The organism is Thalassobaculum sp. OXR-137 (genome assembly GCF_034377285.1).
In the GTDB taxonomy this organism is placed as follows: domain Bacteria; phylum Pseudomonadota; class Alphaproteobacteria; order Thalassobaculales; family Thalassobaculaceae; genus Thalassobaculum.
In genome coordinates this window covers 4,530,183-4,543,749 of the sequence record NZ_CP139715.1, presented here as the reverse complement: position 1 = coordinate 4,543,749, position 13,567 = coordinate 4,530,183, and the positions used below count along the sequence as shown (strand labels likewise).

Genomic DNA, 13,567 nt, shown 5'->3' with positions numbered 1-13,567 from the left:
TCTTTCCGGCGTCGGCGCCAACCGCCGGCCGCCATGTCACATCGACGGAGACGACCATGACCGCGGAGTTGACGCCCGCCAAGCGGACCGCCCTTGCCTGGGTTGAAGCCAATGCCGAGCGCCTGTCGCGCGACCACATGGAGATCTGGCACCTGCACGAGCCGTCCTGGCGCGAGTACAAATCCGCCGCCTGGTATGTCGAGCGGCTGCGCGCCGAGAGCTTCGAGGTCGAGCCGGGCTCGGCCGGGATGCCGACCGCGCTCTGCGCCACCTGGGAGAACGGCACCGGCGGACCAACCATCTGTTGCTACGCCGAATACGACGCCGTGGTCGGCTCTAGTCAGGAGGCGGTGCCGTACCGCAAGCCGCGCGAGGGCGTGCATCCCTATGCCGCCGGGCATACCGATCCGCACTCGGCGCTGGGCCTGGGCGGGCTGACCGGGGCGCTGGCCATGCAGGCGGCGATGAAAGAGCACAACATTGCCGGCCGGATCAAATTCTTCGGCGAGCCGGCAGAGAAGATGTGCGGCTCCAAGCCGGTACATGCCAGCCACGGCTATTACGACGACATCGACGCGCTGATCAGCTTCCACCCGACCTCCCTGCCGGACCTGTCCAACACGGTGATCTGGGAGACCCATTGCGGCTGCTACTGGTCGAAGGTCTACACCTTCGAATCCGTCGATCCGGAGACCTGGGGCTCGGCCGGGGAGCGCAAGGGCTCGCAGAACAGCCACGCCATCGCCCGCGCGCCGGCGGCTCTGGACGCTATGTGCCTGATGTACACGACCACCAAGTACACCAAGGAGAACATGCTGCCGCACCGGGGCTCCTGGACCCTGAACGAGGCGATCCTCAACGGCGGCTTCGCCACGGCCGACAACCTGCCGCCGCGCTACTCGCAGATCCAGTACGCCTGGCGCTGCCCGTCCATCGAGATGGCCGAGGCGATCGAGCGGGTGCTGGACAACAACGCCGAGCATGTCGCCGGCCTGACCCACTGTCAGGTGAAGTCCGAATGGGTGACGAAGACCCGGCCGGGCATGGCGAACAACGCGCTGGCCGAGATCACCTACGCCAATTTCGAGTTGGTCGGCCCGCCGAAATTCTCCGAGGACGCCAAGGAGTTCGGCCGCGAGATGATCCGCAACCTGGGCTACGACGCGCCCGACGAGCCGTTCCCGGAGATCCTGGAGCAGCTCGTCGATCCGAAGGAGGGCGAGGCGATCCTGCGCTCGCAGATCCCGTCCTGGCAGAAGAACTATACCTCCGACGACTACACCGACATGACCTGGCACACCCCGACCGTGCGCCTCTATGTCGGCCGTGCGGCGCTGAAGAACCCGGCGCCTGGGGTGAAGGTGCCGCACTGGTGCCACTGCGCGCTGGGCGGCGTGCCGGGGGCCATGGACCCGATGTTCCTGACAGCCGGCAAGGTGATCGCCACGACCGGGCTTGAGCTGATGGAGAGCCCGGAGGCGCTCGCCCGCTGCAAGGCGGAGTTCGAGGAGCGCACCGGCGGCGGTATCGGCGGCAGCAAGTGGATCCCGCCGCTGCTCGGCAAGAACGCGCCGGCCCCGATCCACTTCCCGTGGCCGGAATATGTGGAGACGGTGCGGGGAACCGAATGGGTCATGCCGACGCCGCCGGCCCAGGACTGACAGCAAGACAAGAACGAAGAGGAGGAACCGCCATGGGTGCGGTCAGCGAATTCGAATACCGCTACAACATGACCATCAAGACTTTCCCCAGCCACGAGGAGCCGGGTTTCGAGAGCGCCGAGCAGCAGGAGACGGTCTGGGGCCGCAAATGGGGCTGCGACAACGATGTCGGCCGGCTCCGCATGGTGCTGATGCACCGGCCGGGCGAGGAGATGAAGATCCTCGACCCGTCCAAACGCCTGGAGCATCTGGGTTCCTACGGCGACGCCGAGGGTCAGACCTGGTACTGGCGCGGCGACAAGATCCACACCATGGAAGAGCAGCAGGAGCAGCATGACGGCCTCGCCGACGCCCTGCGTGCGGAGGGCGTGGAGGTCGTCTACCTGAAGCGCTGCGCGCCGGGTAAGCACAAGTCGATCTACACCCGGGACAGCTGCATCGGCGTGAAGGGCGGGGCCATCGTCACCCGCCTCGGCCCGATCGTGCGCCGCGGCGAGGAGGCCCCGGTGACCGAGACCCTCGGCGCGCTCGGCATGCCGATCCTGCGCACCGTCCACGGCACTGGCCTGATGGAGGGCGGCAGCTTCGTCTGGTTGAACTCCAAGACCGCCGTGATCGGCCGCTCTTCCCGCGTCAACGAGGAGGGCACCCGTCAGGTCGAGGAAGTGCTGAACGCCCAGGGCGTGGAGCTGCTGCGGGTGGATCTGACCGGCTACCGCCTGCATATCGACGGCGCGCTGGTGATGATCGACGTCGACACCGCGATTATTAACCCGACCCAGCTTCCGTTCTGGTTCCTCGGCAAGCTGAAGGAGCTGGGTATCCGGACCATCGAGGTGCATCCGGACGACCCTTCGGGCGTGGTCAACTGCATCGCGGTGAAACCGGGCCGGGTGATCATGGAGGCGGGCGCCTCCAAGCACACCGCCGACGCGCTCGACAAGCGCGGCATCGAGATCGTCCCGGTGAAGTACGACAAGGTGTTCCAGGGCGGCGGCGGCATCCACTGCTCGACCTCCCCGCTGATCCGCGACTCGGTCGACTGACCCAGCCACCTGCGACAAATTCGGGCCGTCCCTCCCGCTGCCCCGACTGCAGCGAAGGAGGGGCGGCCCCTTTGCTTTCAGGGCCTCTCTACCATAGGAAGGTTTCGCAAACGTCGGCGGCGAGGCGGCCCTGCCGGACGGACGGGAGCGGGTCGTACCGAAATCCCAGGCAACCTAGGCCGGATCTCCTATCTTTATCCTGCAGCATGTGCCACTGACGCTAGTGCCCCTGCACTCCGTGGGTTTCCGCGCGCGCCGTTTTTTGCAATTATTTCGCGCTCCCGAGCGGTTGCGGGTGCAGTCCGCAGCGGAAACTAACGCCTTTCTCGCAGTTGCGATTGCGACCTATTCGCAATACATTGATCTTTGAGCAATCAGCAGGTCTGGTCGAGGGCCATCTCGAATGAGTCATAGCAGCCGAACAGGAAACAGTCGCGCGGCCGAGGGGGTCGGATCCGCGGTGGATTCGGGTCAGCACCCGGGCGAAAGCGCCAATCTGGACTATTCCATCCGAACCCAGCAGATGACCGTGCCGTCGCACCCGATGGACGGCCGTTCCACATTCCAGGACTTCGCCTCCGGCATCAGCCTGGCAGCCACCGACGCGTTGGAGATGGCCGATCTCCAGTGCAGCACGACGCTGTATCCCGGCCTCAGCCTCGTGATGATGCTGGAGGGCAGTTACGACGCGACGATCGAAGGCGCCCCAGTGAAGTTCTCGGCCCGCCGCGGACCGGTCGGCCGGCTGATCTCGGTCACCCGGCCGACCACACTGCTGCGCACCTCCACCCGTGGCCGTTACGTCCGCAAGGTAACCCTGCGGGTGCCGATCTCCTGGTTCGAGGACCGCAGCGGCGACGATCCCGCCTCCACCCTGTCGCGCGAGCTTGAAGTCTTCCTGCGGGGCCAGGCGGCGGTCAGGGACTGGGAGCCGTCGACGGCCGCGGTGCGCAGCGCCGAGGATCTCCTGACCCGCGGCGCCGAGGGTGGGGTGCTGACCAGCATCGCCTCGGAGCGCGACATGCTGACCATCCTGGCCGATGCCCTGTCGGGGTTCCGGGTGGAGGAGCAGCGCGCGGTGCCGCGTCATCTGCGTGCCCGCGACATGGTGCGTGCCCAGACCGCGCGCGAGCTGATCCTGCGCAGCCTGGACGACGGCCTGCATCTTCCGGACATCGCCGCGCAGACGGGCATGAGCGTCAGCACCCTGCAGCGGGTCTTCCGAGACTGCTACGGCCAGACGGTGATGGAGTTCGCGCGGGTGCGCCGGCTGGAGATGGCCCGGGATCTGCTGGACAGGGAAGGGCTGTCGGTCGGCGACGTGGCGCAGCGGGTGGGCTATTCCAGCCCGGCCAATTTCGCCACGGCCTTCCACCGCGAATTCGGCTATCCGCCTTCCCAGGTCAAGGAACGCGCCCGCCGCGCGGCCATCGCCGAAAGCGAGCGGGTCTAGGGCTCCTTTCGCTCCCAGGTCTCGTGCCGGGGCCTACGCCACAGCAGGCCGAACGCCAGTCGACCACAGCCCGGCGGCGACCTGCGCCTAACCGTGGATCCCGGCACAAGCCTGGGAAGCCGGTTCAAGGAAGGGGAGAGCGGCGTTACGCCGCTCCCTCTCCCCGGTAGAACGAAACCGTCTTCGCCAGCCCGTTCGACAGCGGCGTATGGGGCAGGTCGCCGAGCACGGCGGCGATCGGGCTCGGGGCGATCACCGGATGCAGCGGCAGCGGCGGGCCCGACCAGTCGATCGCAGCACCCGGCACCAGCCCCATGATTCCCGACGCGATCGCCTCGACATCCGCCACCTCGCCGACCAGGGAGAAGGCGTGGGCGCCCTCGAACGGGCGTGTGGCGGCCGCCTCGAAGACGGCGGCGACGTCGTCCACATAGATCATGTCCGCCGCGCCGGAATAGCCGATCGTATAGGGACGCCCGGCGACCGCCTCGCGGCAGGCGATGGACGGCCCCGCCGTCAGCCCGGTCTCGCGGCCCGGCCCATAGACGATGGCCGGCCGGAAGCCAACGCTGGAGATCCCGGCATCGAGCCAATAGGCCCGCCCGCTGCCCTCGCAGGCGAGCTTGAAGGCGCCGTAATGGGTGGTGGGATAGGGGATGGCCCCGTCGTCGGGGCCGAAGACCCCGGCGCTGCTGGCATAGGCGACGCCGCGCATCCCCTGGGCCTTGGCCGCCTCGAACACGTTGAGCGTGCCGATCAGGTTGACCTGGGCGCCGAGGATGGGGTTCTGCGCACAGGCCGGGGTGAGAATGGCGGCCAGATGGATCGCGAAGTCGCAGCCTTCGGCCGCCCGCATCACGTCCTCGCCGGAGGCCACGTCGCCGGTGTGCCACTCGACCCGGTCGGCCGCGTCGCCGGCGATGGACCGCACGATGCCGCGATCCTCGCGCCGGTCGAAGACCCGCACCTGCAGGCCCCGCGCCGCGAGCCGTCGGATGATCCAGGCGCCGAGAAACCCGCCGCCGCCGGTGAGAAGGACGGTCATGCCGCACCGCCGGCCGCCATGTCGGCGGCGGTGAGCTGATAGGCGAGGTTGTAGACGATGGTCGCCGGGTAGCCGACGCCGCAGCCGCTCTCGGCGATGACCGCTTCGATGTCGGTGGCGGAGGCGATCAGCTCCGGCAGGCCGCTGCCTTCCACCAGGACGATGGCGTCGAATTCCTTCTCGCTCATCGTCGGGCGCAGCTCGGTCTCCTTGGTCTTCACGCCGGAGATCTCGCTGCGGGCGAGGCCGATATGGGTACAGCAGGCGCCGGTGACGCCCAAGAGAGTCCGGCTGAGCTGCGCCGCCTTGGCCCGGAGATCCGCCTCGCCGGCGCCGTCGAGGAAGTCGAGCCGCACCGTCGCCATCGCCCCGCCGTCGCCCACGCCGCTGGAGACCACCCGCTCGCAGGCGACCCTCAGGAAGTTGCGGAAGGTCGGCTGCACCTTGTTGCTCCAGTCGGTCGGGTTGTTGAGCCGCTCCAGATAGGCCGGCGAGCGGAACACCTCCGCCGTCTCGCCGCCATAGACCGTGCCGTAGCGGTAGCGCGGCAGGGCGTGGTTGATCAGCCGCTTGCCGACCGTGAAGCCGGGAATGGAGAGCCGCTCGGGCATGTGCTCGCGGGTATGCCACTCCATGTATTCGGTCCAAGACGCCGGATCGATGTCGTGGAACAGCGCCAGGAAGGCGGAGCCGGTCAGGGCCATGGGGTTTCCTCGTGGTTTCTTATGGTCGTTGGGGTCAGTCGCCGAGCAGGCGCTTGGTGGCTTCCAGGGAGCGGCGGGCCACCTCGGAGGCGCCGAAGCGGGCGGTGAGGTCCTGGTTCGGCACTTCGACGCTGACGGTCATCCCGGGCGGGATGTGGGCGGCGATCGCGGCGAGGTCGATGCCGCCCTCGCCGGGGATCATGCGGGCGGTGCGGGCCACCATGATCAGCCCCTCGTCGGACGGGTCGAAGGGCACCGGCCCGTCGCAGATCTGCACATAGTTCATCAGCGATGCGGGCAGGGCGGCGAGCTCGTCCAGGGTGGAGCCGCAGCGGTCGAAATGGAGGGTGTCGAACAGCACGGCGGCACTCGGATGGTCGGCCGCCTCCACCAGCCTGCGGGCCGAGCCCAGGTCCTTGCAGCCGGTCCAGGGCATGAACTCCAGGTCGGCGGTCAGCCGGTAGTCGCCCAGACGGTGACAGAGGGCCGTGTAATTGTCCTGGGTCCGCGCCGGGTCGGTGTCGTCGATGGCGACCAGCACGTGGCGGGCGCCGAGCTCGGAGATCCGGTCGAGGAACGGGGTGACACTGTCCAAATCCGTGTCCGGCTTCAGGCGGATCATCTCGGCATCGGCCATGGTCACGCCGGTGTCGCGCATCGCCGCTTTCACGTCGGCGAGGAGGGTGTCGTCGTCGAGCAGCGGGTGCAGGGTCTCGCCCGCGGCGGGCAGCAGGCGGAAGCTGACCATGTCGTAGCCGTGCTCGGCGGCGATCTTGACCGCCGTCACCGGATCGACGCCGTTGCCGGTGAGATAGCCGAGCGAATACAGGCGCTTGCCGGTCATGGCGCGGTCTCCTGCAGGCGCACCACCTGTCCGGTGGCGGCCGAGCGTTTGATGGCGGCGACCACCTGCATGTTCGCGATGCCGTCCTGGCAGGTGACCAAAGGTGTCACCTCACCCCGCACGACGGCACAAAAATGTTCCGCCTGGGCGACGTAGGTATCCTCTTTTCCGGCCTCCAGACGCCGCTGGGTGAGCGGATGCGTCCAGTTTCCGCCGGGCTCGTAGGTCCACAGCGACAGGTCCGGCAGGCTCAAGCCCCCCTCGCGCCCGGAATACAGATGGGTGATGTGATCGTGCTTGGGGAACCGGCCCGGATTCTCGCCCGACGACACCTCCCAGGACCAGGGGCCGACCGCCGCGTCCGACAGGGCGATGGTTGCGAGCCCGCCCTGCTCGAAGGTCAGGATCGCCGCCGTCGTGTCCTCCACCGCCAGACCGCGGGTCGCGTTCGAGTGGGTGCCCTGGACCGTCGCGATCTCGCCGAAGAAATGGCGCAGCAGGTCGATGTCGTGGATCGCGTTGATCAGCAGCGGGCCGCCCTGGGCGGGGTCGCGGCGCCAGGCCACGTCGAAATAGTCCGGCTGCTTCAGCATGGCGCAGGTCACCGTCGCCATCACCAGGGGGCCGATGGCGCCGTCGGTGATCGCTCGTTTGGCGGTCTTGATCAGCGGATTGTGCCGGCGGTGATGGCCGACCAGCACCGGCACGCCGGTCCGCGCCGCGACTTCGCCCAGCGTTGCCGCCTCCGACAGGGAACTGGCGACCGGCTTCTCCAGCAGGATCGGCAGGCCGGCGTCGAGCAGCCGGCCGGCGATCGGCACATGGGTGTCGTTGGGCGACGCCACGATGGCCGCCTCGCAGATCCCGGCCGCCAGCAGGGCGTCGAGATCGGCGAAATGCGGCACCTGATGCCGGGCCGCCAGGTCCCGGGCGGCGGGCGTCGGATCGACGATGGCCGACAGGCCGACGCCCTTTGCCTTCGACAGCGTGTCGATATGGGTGCGGCCGATCACGCCCGCGCCGATCACGGCGACCTTGAGGTCGTCCATTGGTTCCTCCCGTTTTACGTCAGCCTACACCGCGGGCGATCCAGGGTGGAACTGGGGTCTTGAATTGAAAACCCGGCACGGTGGGATAGGCTGGCATTCCCTCAGTCCGATGCGTGATCCCCCCATGTCCCGATTGCTGCCGTCGCCCGCCGATCCCCTCGACCGCGACTGGGACGTCATCGTGCTCGGCGGCGGGGCGGCCGGGCTGGCGGCGTCCGTCTTCGCCGGCCTGGAGGGGGCGCGGACCCTGCTGCTCGAGCGCTCCGAGTATGTCGGGGGTACCTCGGCCCTGTCGGCCGGGACGGTCTGGATTCCGAGCACCCGCCACGCCGATGCCGGCGGCAACGAGGACAGCCCGGACAAGGCGCTCGCCTTCCTCGACGCCGCGATCGGCAACCGGGCGCCGCGGGCGATGCGCCAGGCGTTCCTGGAGGCCGGACCGCAGGCCGTGCGGCGCCTGGAGGAGGCGACGGTGGTGCGGTTCCGCGCCCGGCCGTTTCATCCGGACTATCTCTACGAGCTCGAGGGGTCGGTCTCCGGCGGCCGCGCGCTGGAGGCGCTGCCCTTCGACGGCGGCACCCTGGGTCGGGCCCTGCGCAAGCTGCGGCCGCCGATCCCGGAGTTCACCCTGCTCGGCGGGATGATGGTCGACCGCGACGATATCGGCCACCTGATGAACGTCACGAAGTCCCGCACATCCTTCGGTCATGTTGCGCGGATGCTCGGCGGCTACGCGGTCGACCGGCTGCGCCATGGGCGCGGTGCCCGGCTGGTGATGGGCAATGCGCTGATCGGAAGGCTGCTGCGCGCGGCGCTGGATGCCGGCGTCACGGTGGCGACCGAGGCGGAGGTGACGGATATCGCCGGGGACGGTGCGGCCCGAACGGTCACGGTGAAGCGCGGCGGCCGCGAGGAGGTGCTGACGGCGACCGGCGGGGTGATCCTGGCGTCCGGCGGCTTCGCCCGCCACCCCACGCGGCGGGCCGAGTTCCTGCCCGATCCGCTGCCGGAATACAGCCCGGCCGCCCCCGGGAATACGGGCGCGCTGCACGACATCGCCCTGGCGCTCGGCGCCCGCTATGGCGAGGGCGCGGAGCAGCCGGTGTTCTGGGCGCCGGTCTCCCGACGCAAGCGGCGCGACGGCTCCATGGCGGTCTTTCCGCATTTCGTCCTCGACCGCTCCAAGCCGGGGATCGTCTCGGTCGGGCGCGACGGGCGGCGCTTCGTCAACGAAAGCCTGTCCTATCACCAGTTCGTCGCCGCCATGTACGCCGCGAACAGGGACGGCTCGACCATTCCGGCCTTCGAGATCTGCGATGCCGACGCCTTGCGGAAATACGGGCTCGGTATGGTGCATCCGGGCGGGCGCGGACCGGTCCCATTCCTGGCCGACGGCTACCTGGTGCGGGCCGACAGCCTGGAGGAACTGGCCGCGATGCTGGAGATCGACCCGGCCGGTCTGGCCGAGACGGTCGACCGCATGAACCGCTTCGCCGAGACCGGCGAGGACACCGACTTCCGGCGCGGCACCACGGTCTATCAGCGGGCCAATGGCGATCCGAAGCACGGGCCGAACCCGACCCTCGGGCCGATCCGCACCCCGCCCTTCTACGCGATCCGGCTGTGGCCGGGGGACATCGGCTCGGCCATCGGGCTGGAGACCGATACCGAGGCCCGCGTGCTGGGCGCGGAAGGAGCGCCGCTGGACGGGCTCTATGCCTGCGGCAACGACATGCATTCGGTGATGGGTGGGGTCTATCCGGCCCCGGGGATCAATCTCGGCCCGGCCATCGCCTTCGCCTATCTCGCCGCCCGCCACGCCGCGGGCCGGCGCTAATCAACGAAAATCTGGGAGGAAACCGATGTCTGAGCCCGTCGTCCACATCATCAACGGCCCGAACCTGAACACACTGGGCATCCGCGAACCGGAGATCTACGGCAACACGACCCTCGCCCAGATCGAGGGCTGGTGCCGCGAGGCGGCGCGCGGGCCGCTTGAGTTCAAGCAGTCCAATATCGAGGGCGAGATCGTCGACATGCTGCAGGCCGCGCGGGGCGTGGCCGACGGGGTGATCCTCAACCCGGCCGCCTACAGCTTCTATTCGGTGGCGATCCAGGACGCGCTGAAGATCTACGGCGGCCCGGTGATCGAGCTGCACATCTCCAACATCCACGCCCGCGACGAGGACCACCGCCATTCCATCCTGTCGAAGGCGGTCACCGCCGTGATCGCCGGCCTCGGCGCGCGGGGCTACGTGACGGCGCTGGAGGCGATGTACGAGCTGATCGACGCGCGGGGGTAGGGGCTGGGGCTGACTGCACTTCCCTTAAGGGAAAGGAGTGATGGTGGCCAACGGAGGGACCCACTCCCCGGATTCATTCCGGGGCAAGGCGTCCGCATGAGGGGACGTGGTTCAGCGATAACGAGCGTCAGCGAAGTCCCAGCGTTGCCCCGGAATAAATCCGGGAAGTGTCTGGTGAGAGGGGGACAAAGAACGGTGCCGCGAGTCCCGTGTGCTGAACTCGTTTTAGCCTGCCCCCCGCTCACACTGCCCGGCCTCGTGCCTGGCCGAGGGCCTCGGCGCGCGGGGATACGTGACGGCGCTGGAAGCGATGTACGAGCTGATCGACGCGCGGGGATAGGGGCTGACTGCACTTTCCTTAACGTCATCCCGAACTTGTTTCGGGACCTCTTCCGTCCCCGGTTGCCTGTTAGGTCCCGAAACAAGTTCGGGATGACGATTAAGAGGAAGGAGTGGTGGTGGCCAACGGAAGGAACCACTCCCCGGATTTATTCCGGGGTGAGGCTGGGGATCGCGTCGGCGCCAGATATCTCGGTTGCATCAGATGCCAAGCTGACGCCTTGCCCCGGAATAAATCCGGGGAGTGTTGCAGGGAGTAAGGCAGCCTAAACGCCCACCGCCGCCCGCGCCGCGGCCAGGGTCTGTTCCGGGCCGCCGCCGGCGTCGATCCGGTACCAGTCGAGGTATCCCAGATCCCGCTCCGCCTGGGACGCCACCACCGACCCGTCGGCGTCCGACGCGTCGCGCGCCCGGCTGTCGGCGCGGGCCACCAGGGTGTCGGTCGGCGCCTCCAGCCACAGACCGGTGAAGTCCACGTCCAGGTCGGCGGCGAGATCGGCCAGGGCCTCGCGCTCCTCCAACCGCTGGTTCACCGCGTCGACCACCACGCTCTGCCCGGCGCGCAGGGCGGCTTCCGCCTCCTGCAGCAGTGCGTCGTAGACCTGTCGGGTGACGTCCTGGGTGTAGCCGTCATCGTCCAGCTTCTCGTGCTCGCCCACGCCCATCAGCCGTTTGCGGATGATGTCGCTGCGCAGGTGGATCGCCCCGGGGAAGGGGGTGAGGTCGCCCGCCAGCTCGGCGGCCAGCGTGCTCTTGCCGGTGCCCGACAGCCCGCCCACGGCGATCAGCCGCGGCGGATAGGGCACAAGCACCGCCTCGGCGAAGTCGAAATAGCGCTGGGCTTCGGCCGCCAGCCCGGCCCTCTTGTCGTCGGCCGCGCTCTCCACCGAGGCGGCGATCACCTTGGCCCGGATCACCGCCCGAACGCTGACGAACAGCGGCATGGCGGCGAGGCCGGCGATCTGGTTCGGGTCGCGGTCCTCGGCCAGGTAGCGGTTCAGGATCAGGTTGGCTTCCCGTTTCAGCCCGCGCTCGCCCAGATCCATCAGCAGGAAGGCGAGGTCGTAAAGCACGTCGGTGGTGGCGAGCGCCTCGTCGAACTCGATGGCGTCGAACAGGGTGGGGGTCTCGCCGAGCAGCACGATGTTGCGCAGATGCAGGTCGCCGTGACAGCGCCGCACCCGGCCCTGGCGCTCCCGGGCATCCAGGGCGGAGGTGACGGATTTCAGGACCTCCTGGGAGCGGCGGGTCAGGTTCTCCGCCCGGAACGCGTCGAAGATCTCCGGCGTTTCCTTGAGGCTGCGGCCGTTGCTGCGGACGATCTCCTCAAGCGCCTTGGCGAAGCCGGTGCCCTCGCGCAGCGGCGCCCGTTTGTGGGAGGCGACGATGGCGGCGGCCGTGCGGCGCAGGAGGCCGTCGGAGAGGCCGTCACGCTCGGCGATCCGGTCCAGGGTCATGTCCACGTCGAAGCGGCGCATATGGACGGCCCACTCCACCGGTTCGCCCGTGCCGTCGATCGCCAGGCCGTCGCCATCGCGGGTGATCGGCACCGCGCCGAGATAGATGTCGGGCGCGTTCGGCCGGTTGACGGCGATCTCGGCCTCGCAGGCGGTCTTGCGCTTGTCTAGGGTGGAGAAGTCCATGAACGGGAACTTCACCGCCCGCTTCACCTTGTAGGCATCGTCCCCGGCCAGGAACACCGCGGCCCCATGGGTATCGATGCGTTGGACATCGTCGGCACCGGCATGGGTGGCGGGGTCGGCGAGGACGTCGAAGACCGCGCTCTGGTCCTCGACCACGTGGGAGGCGGTCGCCATCTCGGGCTCCTGGCAGTGGTGAGCGGAACAGCGGAGATTGCCGCTGCCCTTGTCGACATGGGCCCGTCGCGCCGGGGACGCAAGTTCGGAGATGTCGGGCTCGGCAGGGTCAGGCGGCGATGGCGCCCGCACCGTCCGCCCGGCGCCGGGCGTGCAGCCAGTACAGGCATTCCGGCCCGTCATAATCGATGTAGCAGCCTTGCAGGAACCGGGTCCCGTCCTCGGCGAAGGCGGTGCGGCCGTGCAGAGTGCGGTGGTTGTCCATCATCAGGCAGTCGCCGGGGGCGAGCTTGAAGCGGATCTGGAAGGCCGGGTCCTCGGCATAGGCGGCCAGCCGCCGGCGGCCCTCGAAGAACAGCTCGAGCACGTCGGGATGGGCGGCCGGCGGAAAGTCGAGCCGGGTGGAGAGCCGGATGGCCCGCAGGCGGCCGTCGGCATCGAGCGCGATCATCGGGGCGGTCGCCCGGTCGTCCACGTCGGCCGAGCGGTAGCGGAACGAGACCGGCAGCCGGGTCAGCACTTCATAGGCGTCGGGCGCGTCCCGCTTCAGCGCGGCGGCGATGGCGATGCCGTCCGCCAGGGTGCTGTCGCCGCCGGTCGCACCGTTCTCCAGGCAGTGCAGGAACTGGATCGCCGGGACCGCGCGGCGGTAGGGATTGTCGGAATGGGCGGTCAGCGCCAGGCCGGTATAGGCGAGGTCGGTCGCCTGGGCCTCGGTGCGCACGTTGAACAGCACGCCCCAGTTGGTCTCGCGGATCGGCCCGAAACGCCGGGCGATGGCGAGCAGGCTGTCCGGGTCCGTCGGCGTATCGCGCAGGATCGCGAAACCGCTGGTGAAGAATCCGTCGAGCAGGCCGTGTGTCGCCGCCGAATCCTCCAGCGCGGACCAGGAGGCCGAGGGCGGGACGATGGTGTCCGCCGTCCAGGCGGCGGGTTCGGGCAGGGCCGCCGGGTCGGGGGCGAGCCCGGCCTCCACCGCCAGCCAGTCGAGATCGAAGCGGCAGCGGTGCCCGTCAGAGAAATCGAGGGTCACGCCGGCGGTGTCGCTCGACGCCTCGACGATCCTCAGGTCGGCCGGTAGCCGGGTCGGATCGTAGGTGCGCTGATGGCTGTTCAGGTCCATCTGGTCCGGCGCCTCGCTGCGCTCCCGCAGCCAGAGCGGCACCAGCGTGGCGCGGCGCCCGCCCTGTTCGAGCCAGAGATGGCCGGTGGCCGGATCCAAGGTGCAGGAAGTCATCGTTCCGTCCCGTCGGTCAGTCGCAGTGGAGCGGAGTCTTCCTTTGATTCCGAATGCGTTACAGACATC

General features: G+C 68.8%; 11 protein-coding genes. 5 read left to right on the top strand and 6 right to left on the bottom strand.

The genetic code is table 11. The annotated features are described in order from the left end of the window. Positions 1-56 precede the first annotated feature (56 nt). From T8K17_RS21155 to T8K17_RS21145, 3 genes are all read left to right on the top strand, one after another. Positions 57-1,661 carry an amidohydrolase gene (locus T8K17_RS21155; protein ID WP_322331714.1) on the top strand — a complete coding sequence of 535 codons (1,605 nt, stop codon included), beginning with the start codon at positions 57-59 and terminating at the stop codon, positions 1,659-1,661. A 32-nt stretch (positions 1,662-1,693) separates the two neighbouring features. Beyond that, positions 1,694-2,707: a dimethylarginine dimethylaminohydrolase family protein gene (locus tag T8K17_RS21150; RefSeq protein ID WP_322331713.1), complete on the top strand. Its 1,014-nt coding sequence runs from the start codon at positions 1,694-1,696 to the stop codon at positions 2,705-2,707. Positions 2,708-3,167: 460 nt separating this feature from the next. After that, on the top strand, positions 3,168-4,160 hold the full coding sequence (locus tag T8K17_RS21145; RefSeq protein ID WP_322331712.1) for an AraC family transcriptional regulator: 993 nt from the start codon (positions 3,168-3,170) through the stop codon (positions 4,158-4,160). Between the two features lie 145 nt (positions 4,161-4,305). On the opposite strand, the gene T8K17_RS21140 is transcribed toward T8K17_RS21145, so the two are convergent. The 4 genes from T8K17_RS21140 to T8K17_RS21125 are packed head-to-tail and all read right to left on the bottom strand — an operon-like array spanning position 4,306 to position 7,802. Beyond that, a complete protein-coding gene (locus T8K17_RS21140; protein WP_322331711.1) occupies positions 4,306-5,205 on the bottom strand; it encodes an SDR family oxidoreductase in 900 nt (299 codons plus the stop codon). Further along, entirely contained in the window at positions 5,202-5,909 is a 708-nt protein-coding gene (locus T8K17_RS21135) for a hypothetical protein (protein ID WP_322331710.1), read from the bottom strand. The genes T8K17_RS21140 and T8K17_RS21135 overlap by 4 nt, the downstream gene beginning before the upstream one ends. Before the next feature lie 34 nt (positions 5,910-5,943). Further along, a complete protein-coding gene (locus T8K17_RS21130; RefSeq protein WP_322331709.1) occupies positions 5,944-6,753 on the bottom strand; it encodes a sugar phosphate isomerase/epimerase family protein in 810 nt (269 codons plus the stop codon). After that, positions 6,750-7,802, bottom strand: a complete 1,053-nt coding sequence (locus tag T8K17_RS21125; RefSeq protein WP_322331708.1) for a Gfo/Idh/MocA family oxidoreductase — start codon at positions 7,800-7,802, stop codon at positions 6,750-6,752. Before T8K17_RS21125 ends, T8K17_RS21130 begins: the two co-directional genes overlap by 4 nt. Positions 7,803-7,926: 124 nt before the next feature. On the opposite strand from T8K17_RS21125, the gene T8K17_RS21120 reads away from it, so the two are divergent. Both T8K17_RS21120 and T8K17_RS21115 read left to right on the top strand, forming a co-directional pair. Beyond that, the gene (locus T8K17_RS21120) at positions 7,927-9,639 is read left to right on the top strand and encodes an FAD-dependent oxidoreductase (protein WP_322331707.1); all 1,713 of its coding nucleotides are present in this window, start codon (positions 7,927-7,929) and stop codon (positions 9,637-9,639) included. Between the two features lie 25 nt (positions 9,640-9,664). Then, on the top strand, positions 9,665-10,105 hold the full coding sequence (locus tag T8K17_RS21115; RefSeq protein WP_322331706.1) for a type II 3-dehydroquinate dehydratase: 441 nt from the start codon (positions 9,665-9,667) through the stop codon (positions 10,103-10,105). 605 nt (positions 10,106-10,710) lie between these two features. Here T8K17_RS21115 and T8K17_RS21110 read toward each other — a convergent pair. Further along, on the bottom strand, positions 10,711-12,261 hold the full coding sequence (locus T8K17_RS21110) for an AAA family ATPase (RefSeq protein WP_322331705.1): 1,551 nt from the start codon (positions 12,259-12,261) through the stop codon (positions 10,711-10,713). A gap of 109 nt (positions 12,262-12,370) precedes the next feature. Next, the gene (locus tag T8K17_RS21105; protein ID WP_322331704.1) at positions 12,371-13,498 is read right to left on the bottom strand and encodes a TauD/TfdA family dioxygenase; all 1,128 of its coding nucleotides are present in this window, start codon (positions 13,496-13,498) and stop codon (positions 12,371-12,373) included. Between the last annotated feature and the right edge of the window lie 69 nt (positions 13,499-13,567).

Bases quoted from the DNA above. Each gene is read 5' to 3' on its own strand.
- T8K17_RS21155 (WP_322331714.1), top strand. From the start codon at position 57: ATGACCGCGGAGTTGACGCCCGCCAAGCGGACCGCCCTTGCCTGGGTT.
- T8K17_RS21105 (WP_322331704.1), bottom strand. From the start codon at position 13,498: ATGACTTCCTGCACCTTGGATCCGGCCACCGGCCATCTCTGGCTCGAA.
- T8K17_RS21115 (WP_322331706.1), top strand. From the start codon at position 9,665: ATGTCTGAGCCCGTCGTCCACATCATCAACGGCCCGAACCTGAACACA.
- T8K17_RS21130 (WP_322331709.1), bottom strand. From the start codon at position 6,753: ATGACCGGCAAGCGCCTGTATTCGCTCGGCTATCTCACCGGCAACGGC.
- T8K17_RS21125 (WP_322331708.1), bottom strand. From the start codon at position 7,802: ATGGACGACCTCAAGGTCGCCGTGATCGGCGCGGGCGTGATCGGCCGC.
- T8K17_RS21135 (WP_322331710.1), bottom strand. From the start codon at position 5,909: ATGGCCCTGACCGGCTCCGCCTTCCTGGCGCTGTTCCACGACATCGAT.
- T8K17_RS21140 (WP_322331711.1), bottom strand. From the start codon at position 5,205: ATGACCGTCCTTCTCACCGGCGGCGGCGGGTTTCTCGGCGCCTGGATC.
- T8K17_RS21150 (WP_322331713.1), top strand. From the start codon at position 1,694: ATGGGTGCGGTCAGCGAATTCGAATACCGCTACAACATGACCATCAAG.
- T8K17_RS21120 (WP_322331707.1), top strand. From the start codon at position 7,927: ATGTCCCGATTGCTGCCGTCGCCCGCCGATCCCCTCGACCGCGACTGG.
- T8K17_RS21110 (WP_322331705.1), bottom strand. From the start codon at position 12,261: ATGGCGACCGCCTCCCACGTGGTCGAGGACCAGAGCGCGGTCTTCGAC.